A 16,563-nucleotide genomic window follows, 5' to 3' on the forward strand; every position below is an offset into this window, starting at 1 on the left:
CGTACAACTATGCTTGTCCATGACAGTTTTTATATTTCTTACCACTTCCGCAAGGACAAGGATCATTACGACCGATGTCTTCACCTTTAACAATCGGTTGTGGTTTTACTTTTTCTTTACCATCTTCGGCTGAAATATGTTTTGCTTCACCGAAATCTGTTGTTTTTTCACGTTCAATATCATCTTCAACTTGTACCACTGATTTTAATATGAACTTACAAGTATCTTCTTCGATATTTTGCATCATCATATCAAATAACTCGTGACCTTCATTTTGATAATCACGTAATGGGTTTTGTTGTGCATATGAACGTAAATGGATACCCTGACGTAACTGATCCATTGTATCAATGTGATCTGTCCAATGACTGTCAATAGAACGTAATAAAATCATTCTCTCGAATTCATTCATTTGATCGCCAAGCGTTTCTTTTTGTTTAGCATAAGCTTTTTCAATTTTAGACCATACTACTTCAAAGATATCTTCTGAATCTTTGCCTTTGATTTCTAATTCTTTTAATTCGCCTTCTTGTAAGAAGACATCATTAATGTAGTTGATGAATGGTTGGTAATCTAAGTTATCATCCTCTTCATTGATATGATAGTTGATTCCACGTTGTAATGTTGAACGTAACATGGCATCTACAACTTGTGAACTATCATCGTTATCAATGATTTCGTTACGTTCACTATAGATAATCTCACGTTGTTTACGTAGTACTTCGTCATATTCTAAGATACGTTTACGGGCATCAAAGTTGTTACCTTCAACGCGTTTTTGTGCTGATTCTACTGCTCTTGAAACCATTTTAGATTCAATTGGTGTAGAATCATCCATTCCTAATCGGCCCATCATTTTTTGTAATCTCTCTGAACCGAAGCGAACCATTAATTCATCTTGTAATGATAAATAGAAACGACTGTCACCATTGTCTCCTTGACGACCAGAACGACCACGTAATTGGTCATCAATTCGGCGTGATTCATGACGTTCTGTACCAATAACGGCTAAACCACCAATTTCTTCTACGCCTTCACCTAATTTGATATCCGTACCACGACCAGCCATGTTTGTCGCAATGGTAACCGATCCTTTTTGACCAGCATTTGCGACTATTTCCGCTTCACGTTCATGGTTTTTGGCATTTAATACATCATGTCTTACGCCACGTTTTTTTAATAAATTAGAAATATATTCAGATGTTTCTACAGCAACTGTACCCAATAATACAGGTTGACCTTTTTTATGCTTTTCAACTACATCTTCAACAACGGCATCGAATTTCCCTTTTTGACTAATGTATATTAAGTCAGATTTGTCAACACGTTGTACAGGTTTATTAGTCGGAATTTGAGTTACTGTCATATTATAAATATTACGGAACTCTTCTTCTTCTGTTTTAGCAGTACCTGTCATACCTGCCAACTTATTGTACATTCTGAAGTAGTTTTGGAATGTGATTGACGCCATAGTTTTAGATTCATTTTGAATTTGTACGCCTTCTTTAGCTTCAATCGCTTGGTGTAAACCTTCAGAGAAACGTCTTCCCGGCATTGTACGACCAGTAAATTGGTCAACTATAAGTACTTCGCCATCAACAACCATGTAGTCAACGTCTCGTTGTAATGTTACATGTGCTCTTAATGCTGTATTAATATGACTAATAATTTCTACGTTTTGAACGTCATAAAGATTATCAATCTTAAACATACGCTCAGCTTTATCTGCACCTTGTTCTGTTAAGTTTACAGATTTCGTCTTTTCATCATATTTATAATCATCATCTAATTTGAGCATTTTAGCGAAAACATTAGCTTGTGTATAAAGAGATGTAGATTTTTCTGCTTCACCTGAAATAATAAGTGGTGTTCTTGCTTCATCAATTAAAATAGAGTCAACCTCATCAATAATAGCAAAATGCAGTGGTCTCATAACACGCTCTTCTGCATAGTTCACCATGTTATCTCTCAAATAGTCGAATCCTAGTTCGTTATTCGTGCTATATGTGATATCTTGTGCATATGCTTCACGTTTTTCTGTTGTGGTTTTACTATTTAAATTAAGTCCTACAGATAAACCTAGAAATTCGTATAGCTCTGCCATTTCTTCACTTTGAACGCTAGATAAATATTCATTGACTGTAATAACGTGAACGCCTCGCCCTGCTAACGCATTTAAATATGTAGGCATTGTCGCTGTTAACGTTTTACCTTCACCTGTTCTCATTTCAGCAATATCGCCATGATGAATTGCGATACCACCCATTACTTGTACTTTATATGGAATCATATTAAAAACACGTTTAGAACCTTCACGTACGAGTGCATACGCCTCAGGTAAAATTTTATCTAAATAATCATTTTGTTTTTTAACATCTTCAATTTCAGCAAGTTCTTCTTGAAATTTCTTAGTTTTATTTCGAATTTCTTCATCAGTTAAAAGTGCTGTTTCTTCCTCTAATGCGAGTACTTTATCAGCTAACTTACCTAATTTTTTCGTTTCTTTTTTATTGCCGTCAACAATTTTTGATAAAAATCCCATTCTGTTCGCTCCTTTAGCTAAAAACTGCTTGGCTTTCAACAATTAATCTTACCATTTATACCTTTAGAATCATACTTAAATACTCATTAGTATACTTTATTCCCTTTGTCCGTAACATAAACATATTGGCAAACATAGCTTACATACTTTATGCTATTTCACATGGTAATTCAATCAAAATGCCTTTGTGTCTTTTCAATCGATAACATAAATAAATCTAATGAATTGTCAACAAGTTAATTCTAACATGATACAATGTATTATTTCTCGTCTCAAATAAATAAACTTCGCATAAATTGCGAAATTTATTATACAGTACTTCGTTTCTGTTATTTTCAATTAAGATTAGCACAGTATAATGCTTGCGTCTACGAATTCAACATCCACACATCATTCGTATTAAGTCTTTTTACTAAAATCATTATGATTAATTTTTTCAATATCGTATCTAAAAAAGGAGCAAGATGAAGTATTCATATACGAATAACAATCATCTCACTCCCAATGTAACACTATTTAATTATTAAACTGAAATAATTTCATACCTATATTTAAGGTTCACATTGACCCTTATTGTTCAGTTGTTTCAATCAGACCATACTTACCATCTTTACGACGATAAACGATACTAGTACCGTCAGTTTCACGGTCTGTAAAGATAAAGAAGTCATGTCCTAAAAGATTCATTTGTAGCACCGCTTCTTCAGAATCCATAGGTTTTAAACTGAATTGTTTAGAACGGATAATTTCGATATCATTATCATTATTTTCTTCAGCACCGCTAATTTCTTCTGGTGGCGCTTCTTGAACTTCTGCTACAAATACTTCTTGATCGCCACGATCACGGTGCTTACGATTTACACGTGTTTTATACTTTCTAACTTGACGTTCAAGTTTATTAGTAATTAAATCAACACCTGCATATAAATCATCATGTCTTTCTTCTGCTCTTAAAGTTACATCTTTAAGCGGAATTGTCACTTCAACTTTTGTAGTTGAATTTGAATAAGTTTTAACTTTAACGTGGGCAACCGCATTCGGTACATTGTTAAAGTAACGTTCTAACTTACCAATTTTTTCCTCAATATAGTTGCGAATTGCATCTGTGATAGTGAGGTTATCTCCATGAATTTCAAATCTAATCATAGTAATCTCTCCTTTAACCTCTTATATTGGTAATGCTTAATTATATTTTACCACGTCGCCCTCATCTTGCAAACGCAAACACATTGAATTTTCTGACATTTAATGTAGATAATTTACACATTGCGCGGTTAATCGTTAACCCTGTTGTATAAATATCATCTACAAGTAATATTTCTTTACCATCCAACTCAACATTGTTTCTTATAAAGAAGGGATTGGTCTCTCTAAGACGGTCAATTTTATTTAACTCTGCTTGTTTCGGTCTTAATTGTGTACCTAGTACATTTACATAGGCAATACCCTTCATCTTTAATACTTCTTCAACTGGATTAAATGTCCTTTCAATATTACGTTCATCTGGCGATGGTATTGGAATTACATAATCAAACTTACCTTCTGGTAAATTGATGATCGCGGCAAGAACCTTACATAAATAATGATCTTTCAAAAATTTATATTGATGCATCGTTTCTTTCATAATACCATCATAATTAAAATTACATTTTAATCGATATTGAATGTTAAATCGTTCATTCAAAAATTGGCAGTCTTCACAAATATGTTCACCTTTAGTCATTAATTTCAAACACTTTTTACAACGCTTTAATGCATCATTAATCTTTACTTGATTCCATTTTTCAAAGCAAGTCTCACATATAACACAAGGTTTTCTATAAAAATTAATAATAGTTAATTGTTCATTGATCGGATTTAAACATTGTAGGCATTGTTCCATTATATGTCTAACCATCCTTTTTGTTTCGCAAGTTGATTCATTTTTTAATATCTTTTCTAGCTAACATCATTGATAACGACACACCATTATGATAATAAACCACATTCCCGTTTGGGGCTTGCTTCTTTCTACCCACTCGACCTGCGATCTGTATTAATGCCGCTTTAGAAAACTGGTCAGCTTCAATAACTACGACATCCAACTTTTCCATAGTAAAACCTCGTTCAAGAATGGTAGTGGTAAAAACAACCATATGATTGCCTGCCCTTAAAGATTGCACTTTCTCAAAGCGCTGTTCATCTTCACTGTGAATATATATTAAATTAGGTATTTGAGATTGATATGTCTTAAAAGCTTTAATCATATGATCAATATGATTAAAAAACACTAAGGTATAACGTTGATTCTGTATTTGTTTGGATAAGAAATTCAACAATTTAAATTGAACCTGTTTGGGTTTAAACTTTAAATATTGAAAGATAGGTACGGGGAGTGGTTGTCGGTGAAATCGTGCTGGCAATTTTATCACATTATCTTTACTTATCGTTGATAATAATTTCTGTGGTGGTGTAGCTGTCATATAAATATGACATGCGTTCTGTTTGGAAGATGATTGAATGACCTTAAATAAGTCGTCATCCATAGATAAGGGAAATGCGTCTACTTCATCAATGATGATCGTATCAAAGTGATTTTTATATCGGTATAGTTGATGAATTGTTGAAGTGATAAAATGTCCATCGAATTGTTGTTGACTACTTTGATGTATGACATCTATATCTTCGTGAATAAATGCATTTTTAATCCGTTGACTAATTTCTACTACAACGTCAACACGTGGGGATACAATCGCAATATTGTCTCCCTGATTTCTAGCAAACTTAATCCCTTCGAAAATCATTTCAGTTTTTCCAGCTCCAGTAACAGCGTATAACAATAATTTTCTTCGTTCCATAATGGCTTTTACAATTTGTTGAGAGGCATAGCTTTGTTGGTCTGAAAGCTCAAATTCCAGATGATATTCACATGGCGTAACCTTTTGATGACTCTTTATGATTCTATAATCAGTCAAATGATCCATACGACCAAGTTGTATACATTTCCTACAATATACTATGTCCTTATTTATAAAATCTGAATAATAGCGATGAAAATATTTATCATCGTCTGTTTCACATTGAACACAATGCCATCGGTTATTTTTAAATACGACCCCTTTAGTAACAAGCGCCACTTGTTCCAAAGTGATATTCGTTTCCGAATGTATTAACTTACCATAATGTAATATTGATGTTCCCTCCAATAAAAAAAAGACATACCGAATTGTCATTTAACAATTCCATATGTCCTCTCAATCTTCTAATTAAGTCTAATTTGGCGTGCTGTATATCCTAAACCTAACCCACCAGATCCTAAGTGTGCGGCAATAACTGGTCCAAATTCAGAATATGCTACTTGATAATGTGAAGGTGCATTCGCTTTGACAGATTCTAATAACGCTTTTCCATCATCAGTTTTATCACCATTAATCACATAAATGGTCACATCATCATAATCTTTGACTTGATTTAAGACTTTGTCTTCTAATGCTTTGAGTGCTCTCTTCTTAGTACGTACTTTTTCTTCCGGTACAATTTTACCGTCATCAAACTTAAGTACAGGTTTCATTTTTAGCAAAGTACCTACCCAAGCTTGTGCGCCTGTAATACGGCCGCTTTTTTGTAAATTTTTCAAGTCATCTACAATTAAATAAGCACCTGTATGTTCTCTCATATCAGTTAACTCTGCTATGATATCATCTGGTTTATAACCTTGTTCTACCATTTCTATTGCACGTAATACGTAACAACCTTCCATCATAGCCGCAAGCTTACTATCAAATGCATAGACGTTAATGTCTTCAACTAATTCTCCAGCTTGCTTCCCAGATTGATAACTCCCACTAATTCCACTAGATAAGAATACAACTATCACATCTGTGTAACCATCTTCTCTTAATTTTTCATATCTTTGAATCCATTCACCTACAGCCGGTTGACTAGTCGTAGGTATCGTTGCTGAAGAAGCCATTTTATTGTAAAAATGGTCAATATCAACATTTACATCTTCAGTATAGCTTACACCATCATCAAAAGTTACACTTAACGGTGCAACTGGGATATCATATTTATCAATTAAATCTTGAGATAGATAGCTAGTAGAATCAGTCATTACAGCAATCTTCATAGTAGTCCTCCTCAATTATACTCATAGTAATAATACAATATTTTATTAAAAAAGAAAATCTTAATTAAACAATTTATTTTAAGTATTTACAGCGTGTATAATACTAGTATGAAAACAGAGCGAAGATGAAGGTGAAAAAATGACAAAACCAATCATTACTATTAAAGAAGAACATACTATTGAAAATACGATCAATAAATCTCGTTTTATTTCACATATTAAACCTGTAGCTTCAGAAGATGAAGCAAAGGCATTCATTAATGAGATTAAAGCACAACATAAAGATGCAACGCACAACTGTTCTGCATATACTATAGGGCCAGAAATGAATATTCAAAAAGCAAATGACGATGGCGAACCAAGTGGTACGGCTGGTGTACCTATGTTGGAGATATTAAAAAAATTAGATCTACATGATGTGTGTGTGGTTGTAACACGCTATTTTGGTGGCATCAAATTAGGCGGCGGCGGACTCATACGAGCATATAGTGGTGCAGTACGTGATGTCATTTATGATATCGGCCGTGTTGAATTAAGAGCCGCTATTCCAACCACTGTTATCTTGAATTATGATCAAACCGGTAAATTTGAATATGAATTAGGTTCTACTAGCTTTATGCTTAGAAATCAATTCTATACTGACAAAGTTAGCTACCAAATTGATGTCGTTGAAACTGAGTATGATGATTTTATCGCCTTTTTAAATAAAACGACAGCTGGCAATTATGAGCTAAATACTGAAGATATTAAAATGTTACCCTTTGATATTACAACAGATTAAAAAGAAGCTATCTAAATACAGAGTCTCAATTCCGATTAAGTTGAGACTCTGTCTTAGATAGCTATTGTAATATTTAGTGATTATCTTCCTCTTCATATTGATGTTGAGGATGTGGAGGATCACCTTTTTTAGTAATGAGATTTAAGATAGGTCTATAATTATCATCTATTAATCCTGTGAATTCAACAATGAGTTCAATCGTTAAAATAATTAAAATGAACATCATTAAGGCACCTAGAGGTTGAGATAGATACAGAATAATACTAGATAGACTGAATAAGATAGCAATGGAATATATGAGTAATACGGTTTGTCTATGTGTATAGCCTAGTTCTAACAACTTATGGTGCAAGTGAGATTTATCCGCTTGCATAATATGTTGCCCTTTTTTCATTCGTCGAATCATTGCAAAAATAGTATCAATAAATGGTACCGCTAAAATAACGATTGGGAAAAATAAAGCAATAAATGTAATGTTTTTAAAACCTAACAATGAAACAAATCCAATAATAAAACCAATCATTAAAGCACCGCTATCACCAAGAAATATTTTAGCTGGGTGTGAGTTATAGAATAAGAATCCTAATAAAGATCCAATTAACACACAACAAATCATAATAATAAAGATATTCGCCTGTAAGATAGCGATAAATGCAATCGTCATTAATGCTATCGCAGATACACCAGATGCTAAGCCATCTAATCCATCAATTAAATTAATAGCATTTGTAATAGCCACAATCCAAATCACTGTAATTGGAATACTTAAAATTCCAAAATGTATCGTTGGACCCATTGGTAATGAAATAAAATCAATCGTGATGCCATAAAATGCTACCACTAAAGCAGCGACGATTTGCCCAGCTAATTTGATATAAGGTTTAAGATCAAATATATCATCGATTAAACCAACGGCATACATCAAAATTGCTCCGATAACTAATGGCTTCACTTCTCTTTCAATAGGATGACCTAACCACATTCCAATTAAAAATGAGAATAAAATAACTGTGCCACCCATGACTGAAATCGGCTTTGTATGTACCTTACGAAAGTTGGGTTTATCTACTAAATTTAATTTTTTAGACATCGCAATAATAATGGGTGTTATTATTAAACTGACTATCATAGTAAATGCAATGAGTAATAATGTATACATCAGTTCACCTTCATCAAAATTAAGTTAGTTTCTATCATTAAGGGTAAGTTTTAAGAAATCCAACCATTTTTCTTCCTATATTTATAGTTAATATTTAAATTTGAGTCGGTTATTTTGTATGATCTTCCTCTTTAATAACGACTTCTATCAATCTTGTATTTTATCGTAATAACATCAGTTGCTATCATCTTTCCTTATTATTAAATCAACTGTATAATTAGAGTTAATCTAAAAAAGACATCCCAAATTTATAACAACATTCATTCTTCATATATTTCTACATCGATATTAATACTCTCACATGACGAAACTATTTTTTTCATCATATCACTTAAGTTAACATTTTAACATTAATCACTATTTTATGTGATAAATTTTTTAGTCTAACTAATGACAAATTGTAAGTTTTCACTTACAATAGCTAATGGTCAATAAAGGAGTCGGTAAAACTATGTTTGAAGCAATTATATATAATATTTCAGTCATGGTTGCAGGCATATATTTATTTCACAGACTGCAATACTCTGAAAATAAAAGAATGGTTTTTTCTAAAGGATATGTCACTGTTTTAATGACACTTGTTGCACTTTTATTAGCAGCATATCCCATTCCCTTCCGTTTAGAATACTTAGTTCATTTAACGTTTGTACCTTTATTATTCTTAGGGCGTTATACTAACATGGTTTACACATTGGCTTCTGCTATCGTCGTATCATTAGTTGACGTACTTATTTTTAACAACTCAATCATATACGGTATCACTTTAGTCGTTATTGCGGGTGTTGTCAGTGCAGTAGGCCCATTTTTAAAACAAAATGACATTATATCGTTGCTTATATTAAATTCAATCAGTATTATCATTTTATTTATACTTGCATTAGTGAGTCCAATTTATGATTTGATTGAAATTGCAATTTTAATTCCTGTGTCATTCATTATCACAATTGCTTCTGCAATTACATTTGTAGATATATGGCATTTCTTCTCACTCGTTAATCGCTATGAAAATGAAGATAAATATGATTATTTAACTGGTCTTGGGAATGTAAAAGAATTCGATAGACATTTGAATCAAATATCTAAATATACTGAGACACATCATGAAAGCTTAGGCTTGTTACTGATTGACATTGATGGTTTTAAAGATGTAAATGATACATACACACACCAAGCAGGAGATGCTGTATTAAAACAAATGTCTCAACTACTTAAAAATTACGTCCCTAAACAATTCCTTATTTTTAGAAATGGTGGCGAAGAATTCTCTGTCGTGATTAATGATTATACGTTGGATCAAAGCGTCAAACTTGCCGAAAATATTCGACAAGGTGTAGAGAAGTCATCCTTCCACCTACCTAATAAGGAAGTCATTAAACTTTCAGTATCTATAGGTGTCGGATATTTAACACAAGATGATCGCAAATCACAAAGACGCGTCTTTAAGGATGCTGATGATATGGTTCATGTGGCTAAAAGTGAAGGTAGAAATAAAGTCATGTTCAATCCTATTATTAAACTATAAACAAATATTGGATACAGAATCAGAGGTAGAGGCAAAAAGATTTGTCATTTCGTTAATTTATTTATCGAAGTATGAATCTTTCATGTCTCTTCCTCTTTTATTTTATAAACACATTTCTTATTCATCACAGTCACAATATGATTAGATTTAATATAGATGTTAACCAGTGTTATCACCTACTTCCTTCATTACATAATCTTTTCAATATGCCGTACTCTATTGAAAGTTGTTAGCTCAAGATGTAAACTTCAATTATTCATATCATTAAATTAATTAGGAGGTGGTTATTCATGTCAGATTCAATCACTATCATCGATGAGAATAAAGTGATTGATGTCGTGTTGATTGCTGGTAGGATTTTACTAGAAGCTGGTGCTGAAACTTATCGTGTTGAAGATACCATGAATAGAATTGCGCATAGCTATGGCTTGCATGATACATATAGTTTCGTAACTTCAACCGCTATTATCTTTTCACTTAATGATCGTACGAGTACCAGATTAATTCGTATTAGAGAACGTACGACTGATTTAGAAAAAATAGCATTAACCAATAGTTTATCTCGTAAAATTTCTAGCAATCAACTTACTATCGATGAAGCAAAATCTGAATTAATCCACCTTAGAAGTGCATCGTTGCAATATTCATTTTTAATGAATTTATTTGCAGCAGCGATCGCATGTGGTTTTTTCCTATTTATGTTTGGTGGCGTTGCATCAGATTGTTGGATCGCCATACTTGCTGGAGGATCAGCTTTTCTAACGTTTAGCCTTGTTCAACGATATATTCAAATTAAATTTTTCTCAGAATTTGTAGCTGCTGCAGTAGTAATCACTATTGCTGCTGCCTGTTCGAAACTTGGATTGGCAACAAATCAGAACATTATTACTATTGCGAGCGTAATGCCTCTTGTTCCTGGTATTTTAATTACCAATGCTATACGAGATTTACTAGCTGGAGAGTTATTAGCAGGTATGTCTAGAGGAGTTGAAGCAGCGTTAACTGCATTTGCAATTGGTGCTGGCGTTGCTATTGTATTACTAATTTTTTAAGAGAGGCTGTTCATATTGTTATTTTATTTATTTCACTTCACAATAAGTTTCATTTCCACAGTCCTTTTCTCCATCATATTTAACGCACCTCGTCGATTATTGTTAGCTTGTGGATTTGTCGGTGCAGTTGCGTGGACAATTTATCAATTTACTGTTGATATGCAATTTGGAAAAGTTGGCGCTACATTTTTAGGTAGTTTAATTTTAGGCTTACTCAGTCATACAATGAGTAGACGCTATAAGCGACCTGTTATTATCTTTATCGTACCTGGAATCATTCCACTTGTACCAGGTGGTGCTGCGTATGAGGCAACACGCTTTTTAGTTTCAAATAATTACACTAGTGCTGTAAATACCTTTTTAGAGGTAACCTTGATATCAGGTGCGATTTCTTTTGGTATCCTCGTGGCAGAAATCATCTATTATCTCTACACACGTATCAAGCAGTATTATGGTAAAATTAAAGGTAAATCATATAGAAAATCTTATAATATGAATAATCGAGTTTAAGGGGATGTCTAACATGAAAGAACAAATTATCGATAGATTAACGAGATACGTCAAAATAGATACACAATCAGATCCAAATTCAAGTACGACACCATCTACGACAAAACAATGGGATTTATTAAACCTATTGGAAAGTGAGCTTAAAGCATTAGGACTTGAAACAGATATGGATAGCAATGGTTACCTTTTTGCTACATTAGAAAGTAATGTGGAATACGACGTGCCAACGGTTGGTTTCTTAGCTCATGTTGATACATCACCTGATTTTAATGCTACTAATGTTAATCCACAAATTATTGAAAAATATGACGGTAACCCGCTAAAGTTAGGTACGACAGACAGAATTCTAGATCCTAAAGTCTTTCCTGAACTTAAACAAGTCATTGGTGACACATTAATGATTACTGATGGTACTTCTTTGCTAGGTGCTGACGATAAAGCAGGCGTAGTAGAGATTATGGAAGGTCTTAATTATTTACTTCAACACCCAGAAATTAAACATGGTAAAATCCGTGTAGGCTTTACGCCAGACGAAGAAATTGGAAGAGGGCCTCATCAATTTGATGTTGAACGTTTCAATGCTGATTTCGCTTATACTATGGATGGTAGCCAATTAGGAGAGTTACAATTTGAAAGCTTTAATGCTGCTGCAGCAAAAGTGACATGTCACGGTGTTAATGTGCATCCTGGATCAGCTAAAAATGCGATGATTAATGCGATTTCACTTGGCCAACAATTTAATAGTTTATTACCGCCAAGTGAAGTTCCAGAACGTACAGAGGGTTATGAAGGATTTTATCATTTAATGAATTTTGAGGGTAATGTTGAAAAAGCTACATTACAATATATTATTCGAGACCATGATAAAAAACAATTTGATCTACGTAAAAAGCGTTTCATGGAAATACGTGATGATATCAACTCACACTTCGAAGACTATCCAGTCAAAGTGGACGTTGAAGACCAATACTATAATATGGCTGAAAAGATCAAACCACATCAACATATTATAGATATCCCTACAAAAGTATTTAATCGTTTAGGTATCGAGCCTAATACGGAACCTATTCGTGGTGGTACTGATGGATCACAACTCTCATTTATGGGATTACCTACACCTAATATCTTTACTGGTTGTGGCAATTTCCATGGTCCGTTTGAGTATGCTTCCATCGATGTTATGGCAAAGGCCGTACAAGTTATGGTCGGTATCGCAGAAGAAGTTGCAAAATCAAATCAATAATATATCAACACCCCTAAGTGTCTAGTCTAATACACTTAGGGGTGTTGTTTTTATCATTTCTATAATTATTTATTCACATCGAATTGTGTTTTCAATAATTTTAATGCTTGAACTGTATAATGTCTGATTTGTAGACCCATTTTAAAGTCTGTGTATGATTCAGGCATTTCTATAAATGTATTGAACATAGCCGTTACGCCCTTACCTTCAAACAAATCAAATTTATCATCTGTAGCACAAATTGCAATAGATGTCTTATGATGTTTTTCTGTTAAATCAGCAATACGTAATGTAGTCGTTTCTAATAATTGGTCACGTTCATTTAAACCTTCACCAAATATAATTAAATCTGCTTGTTGAACTAAATCTTCCAGGTGTGTAATTTGGTCTACAAGTTCATGACTTGTTAAAATTTCCGCTTGATATAAACCATTTAAAACTGCAGCAATTCCGCCACCAGCACCACCACGTTCGATAGGACCAATCGTTACTCGTAATTCACTTTTAAATAATTCACTAAAGTACCAAACTAAATTGTCAATTTCTGCTGCTTCATTTTGTGTCATCCCTAGCATTGGATACATTTGCATAATCTCACTTTGTTTACCATATAAGCGACTTGAAAAATCTGACATCACTTGAATATTTGCTTCAGCTAGCTTCGGATGGATACCAGAAAAATCTAGACGTCGAATATATTTAATGACATGCGCACCCTTAGTCACATCAACTAAATTTGCCTCATCATCATAGAACTTAGCGCCTAATGCTTGAAGCATTCCTGCACCACCATCAAAGCTACCGATGCCACCAAGCGAGATAATAATGTGTTTGGCATCATTATCTAACGCAGCATTTAAAATTTCACCTAAACCAAAACTCGTTCTTTCTTGAATTGGTTTTTGACCATTTAAAAATAAATTACCCTCAATAATTGTCATACCGCTATCTGTTTGACCATAAATCGCTTCTACATCATTCATGTCAGCATCGTGAGCCGCAACTCGATATTTACTCCCAGATTGCCATAAAAAGACTGAATCCATTAATTCATGTCGTCCATTAAATAGTGGAACTTGAACGATATCAGCCTTTTCAATTTGACTAGCAACCGCTTCTTCGACATATCTGTTTGCTTGATAGCTTGAAATAATACCATTAAATTCGTCCATGGCTACTAAAACTTTCATTGTCTTAACCACCTTGTTTTTATATAATATTGTGCTTTCAATACAATTTAACTTATATTATTAATCTTACATTTATAACATATTCATTAATCTATTTGTGTTGTACACTAACATATTATACATGTGAATGTGCATGATTTCATGATAAACACTATCATAATCTTTATTAAACTATGAGTAATATGAATATTGGTCTATTATATACTATTCTCAATTAAAGCATAAACGATTAACTTACCTTTTTACAATCGCAATTAAAAAGCCATCTTATTACTCTATCCGTAATAAAATGGCTTCCATCTTTTGAGCGAACATCAATGAAGTAATATAACTTTGATGTTCTTTATTCATTTGTTAGTGATTCATTATTCTTCTGCTTGCGCTAATGACGAAACATTGATGTCACTGTGTGACGCATTCCATTTCATTTCACCATCTATAAAGTAAAATGCCTGTGGTGATTCATGTTTGACATTTGTCTTTTCAGCAATGTAGTCCGATAATTTGCGCTCCTGTTGTACTATTAAATAGTAACCGTCCATATCGCGTTCATATAAAAATTTATTAAACTGATCATACGCATTTGCAGAAATTGGACAAGTTTCGCTATGTTTTAAAACAAAAACATATTTATTTTCCTCTAACACTTGTTCAAACTGGTCAATCGAACTCAGCTTTATAGCCATTCTATTCACCTCTAAAAGTATTTATCACATTTTCTGAGCATATGCGTGATATTCATATCCCAAAAATTATATCAGTGGGTACAATTATACACATTTTACTTAGCAATGTTAACCATGGTTATTTAATTTATTTAATTCTAATCAAAATTAATCGCTTTTTTGTTTAACCTTTTTTAATTCCGAATTAAATGCCTTATCTTTCCTATCTATGTCTTTACCCTCTTTTGGTAACTTTTCGACATTAATTTTAGAAATTTTTTCACCAACTTCTATGGTATCAATACGAGTGTCATAATAATTTTGTAAACTATAGTACATCTCAATCGCATTTTTACGTGCATCATTCACATTTTTATCTGATATATTCGTTTGATTGATGTCTTTAATTTGTTTTTCAATTAATGGAGAAATATAATTTTTGATTGCTTTTTTCGCTGATTTAGCATTGCTTGATGATGTATCTAGATGTTTTTGAGCCGTTTCTTTTAAATCTTTATTATTACTTTCCAGTTTTGAAGTTAATTGATCTGCGTCTTCTTGGTTCGAAGCATTTTTGATTTTCTTTTCAACTTGCGAACGATTTTTTTCAAATAACTTTGTGTAATCTAAAATATCTTCATTATCTTTGATTGAATCATTACACAAATCCACAAATTCTTTTACATCATATATCGATTTTTTCTTAGTTTTGACTGTTTTAAGGTATTTTGCTTTTAATACTTTTACATCGTGCGTTTCTGCTGGTAATTGTTTCGCTGATTTTTCATAATCTTTAAATGCAGGTATTAATTGCTCATTTATGTCATCTTGAAGTTTGATAAATTCTTTTCTGTTTTTATCAGTTGTATCTGTCTTACTTAAGTGATCCAATTCTTTTAGATTGATTTCATCCATCACTTTTTCAAGCTTGTCTTGTTTTTGATTAACTTCATCTAATTTACTTTCAAAGTGACTTAAATCTGAATCGGTTTTATTACTACATGCTGTTAAGGCAACGATAAGTAAAAATATCATTGGGATAAGTACTATTTTTTTCATATTTGCACCCCTTACCATTGAACATTATACAAAAACGTATTTATTAAGAAAATGAATTATGTTATAGTATCTCAGACTTTATACCTTATTAATTCAACACAAAGGAGAAAAACCATGTACGGTCATGTTCAACCTCTTATTAAATATCAAAATAATGACTATTTCGACACGCTATATCAAGAAACGCGTACGTTATTATTTAATTTGCTAGATTCACCTGTTAAATATACGCAACATATTGGTGGCACTCGACATTTCAATTATGATACAGAACCTATCCTTGACATACTTATTGGTGTAGATAATTTACATGATATTACGGCGCTAGACGAAAAACGATTAAATTACGCTGGATTTTATCGTTTACACCATTCATATAAAAAGGAAGTCATGATGGCTAAGTTTAATAATCTTAAAGATTTAAAGCAAGAAGTTCGCTTACATATCATTCAATTAGATACACCGTTATTTGAGCAATATCAAAAAGTTGATGAGTTATTAAGTCATCATAAGAAGATTGCTAACCAATTTGCGACTAAAAAGGAGAAACTATTGCATCATATTGATACGATAAGACAATATGAAAATCAAAAACAAACTATTTTTGAAAACATTTATAAACAGTATGGTCATAACACATAAATATGTAAAAGAAAGCTTATTAAATTGATGTAGCAGTCAATATCTATTTCCCAAACGCAAAATTAAATGAATTATGCTTTTTAATTATAT

At 32.6% G+C, this 16,563-nt stretch carries 15 protein-coding genes; 6 read left to right on the forward strand and 9 right to left on the reverse strand.

What is annotated here, in order from left to right; translation table 11 throughout:
* Positions 1–7: 7 nt before the first annotated feature.
* The 5 genes from secA to fakB1 all read right to left on the reverse strand — a co-directional run bounded on the left by secA (position 8) and on the right by fakB1 (position 6,650).
* The gene (gene secA / locus AC2D8K_RS04925) at positions 8–2,542 is read right to left on the reverse strand and encodes a preprotein translocase subunit SecA (RefSeq protein ID WP_002450919.1); all 2,535 of its coding nucleotides are present in this window, start codon (positions 2,540–2,542) and stop codon (positions 8–10) included.
* Positions 2,543–3,112: 570 nt separating this feature from the next.
* Positions 3,113–3,688: a ribosome hibernation-promoting factor, HPF/YfiA family gene (gene hpf, locus AC2D8K_RS04930; protein ID WP_002450920.1), complete on the reverse strand. Its 576-nt coding sequence runs from the start codon at positions 3,686–3,688 to the stop codon at positions 3,113–3,115.
* A gap of 61 nt (positions 3,689–3,749) precedes the next feature.
* The gene (locus AC2D8K_RS04935) at positions 3,750–4,424 is read right to left on the reverse strand and encodes a ComF family protein (RefSeq protein ID WP_002450921.1); all 675 of its coding nucleotides are present in this window, start codon (positions 4,422–4,424) and stop codon (positions 3,750–3,752) included.
* Positions 4,425–4,461: 37 nt separating this feature from the next.
* Complete coding sequence (locus tag AC2D8K_RS04940; RefSeq protein WP_367948830.1) at positions 4,462–5,658, reverse strand: DEAD/DEAH box helicase family protein; 1,197 nt, start codon at positions 5,656–5,658, stop codon at positions 4,462–4,464.
* A 125-nt stretch (positions 5,659–5,783) separates the two neighbouring features.
* The gene (gene fakB1, locus AC2D8K_RS04945; RefSeq protein ID WP_002450923.1) at positions 5,784–6,650 is read right to left on the reverse strand and encodes a fatty acid kinase binding subunit FakB1; all 867 of its coding nucleotides are present in this window, start codon (positions 6,648–6,650) and stop codon (positions 5,784–5,786) included.
* 139 nt (positions 6,651–6,789) lie between these two features.
* On the opposite strand from fakB1, the gene AC2D8K_RS04950 reads away from it, so the two are divergent.
* Positions 6,790–7,431 (forward strand): YigZ family protein, encoded by a 642-nt coding sequence (locus AC2D8K_RS04950; protein ID WP_484698139.1) that lies wholly within the window; start codon positions 6,790–6,792, stop codon positions 7,429–7,431.
* Positions 7,432–7,504: 73 nt separating this feature from the next.
* On the opposite strand, the gene AC2D8K_RS04955 is transcribed toward AC2D8K_RS04950, so the two are convergent.
* Positions 7,505–8,590 (reverse strand): glycosyltransferase family 4 protein, encoded by a 1,086-nt coding sequence (locus AC2D8K_RS04955; protein ID WP_002450925.1) that lies wholly within the window; start codon positions 8,588–8,590, stop codon positions 7,505–7,507.
* Between the two features lie 451 nt (positions 8,591–9,041).
* Between AC2D8K_RS04955 and gdpS the strand changes: the two genes are divergently transcribed.
* The 4 genes from gdpS (at position 9,042) to pepT (ending at position 12,917) form a co-directional block, all read left to right on the forward strand.
* Complete coding sequence (gene gdpS / locus AC2D8K_RS04960) at positions 9,042–10,112, forward strand: GGDEF domain-containing protein GdpS (protein WP_049423637.1); 1,071 nt, start codon at positions 9,042–9,044, stop codon at positions 10,110–10,112.
* A gap of 290 nt (positions 10,113–10,402) precedes the next feature.
* Positions 10,403–11,164 (forward strand): threonine/serine exporter family protein, encoded by a 762-nt coding sequence (locus AC2D8K_RS04965; RefSeq protein WP_002450927.1) that lies wholly within the window; start codon positions 10,403–10,405, stop codon positions 11,162–11,164.
* Positions 11,165–11,179: 15 nt separating this feature from the next.
* Positions 11,180–11,674 (forward strand): threonine/serine exporter family protein, encoded by a 495-nt coding sequence (locus tag AC2D8K_RS04970; RefSeq protein ID WP_002450928.1) that lies wholly within the window; start codon positions 11,180–11,182, stop codon positions 11,672–11,674.
* A gap of 13 nt (positions 11,675–11,687) precedes the next feature.
* On the forward strand, positions 11,688–12,917 hold the full coding sequence (pepT, locus tag AC2D8K_RS04975) for a peptidase T (RefSeq protein ID WP_002450929.1): 1,230 nt from the start codon (positions 11,688–11,690) through the stop codon (positions 12,915–12,917).
* 65 nt (positions 12,918–12,982) lie between these two features.
* On the opposite strand, the gene AC2D8K_RS04980 is transcribed toward pepT, so the two are convergent.
* The 3 genes from AC2D8K_RS04980 to AC2D8K_RS04990 all read right to left on the reverse strand — a co-directional run bounded on the left by AC2D8K_RS04980 (position 12,983) and on the right by AC2D8K_RS04990 (position 15,831).
* Entirely contained in the window at positions 12,983–14,107 is a 1,125-nt protein-coding gene (locus tag AC2D8K_RS04980) for a glycerate kinase (RefSeq protein WP_002450930.1), read from the reverse strand.
* Positions 14,108–14,472: 365 nt separating this feature from the next.
* On the reverse strand, positions 14,473–14,793 hold the full coding sequence (gene ytxJ / locus AC2D8K_RS04985) for a bacillithiol system redox-active protein YtxJ (RefSeq protein ID WP_002450931.1): 321 nt from the start codon (positions 14,791–14,793) through the stop codon (positions 14,473–14,475).
* Between the two features lie 147 nt (positions 14,794–14,940).
* The gene (locus tag AC2D8K_RS04990) at positions 14,941–15,831 is read right to left on the reverse strand and encodes an EMYY motif lipoprotein (RefSeq protein ID WP_002450932.1); all 891 of its coding nucleotides are present in this window, start codon (positions 15,829–15,831) and stop codon (positions 14,941–14,943) included.
* A 114-nt stretch (positions 15,832–15,945) separates the two neighbouring features.
* Between AC2D8K_RS04990 and AC2D8K_RS04995 the strand changes: the two genes are divergently transcribed.
* A complete protein-coding gene (locus AC2D8K_RS04995) occupies positions 15,946–16,473 on the forward strand; it encodes a GrpB family protein (RefSeq protein WP_002450933.1) in 528 nt (175 codons plus the stop codon).
* The last annotated feature ends 90 nt before the right edge of the window (positions 16,474–16,563 follow it).

Source organism: Staphylococcus sp. 510, from assembly GCF_057219715.1.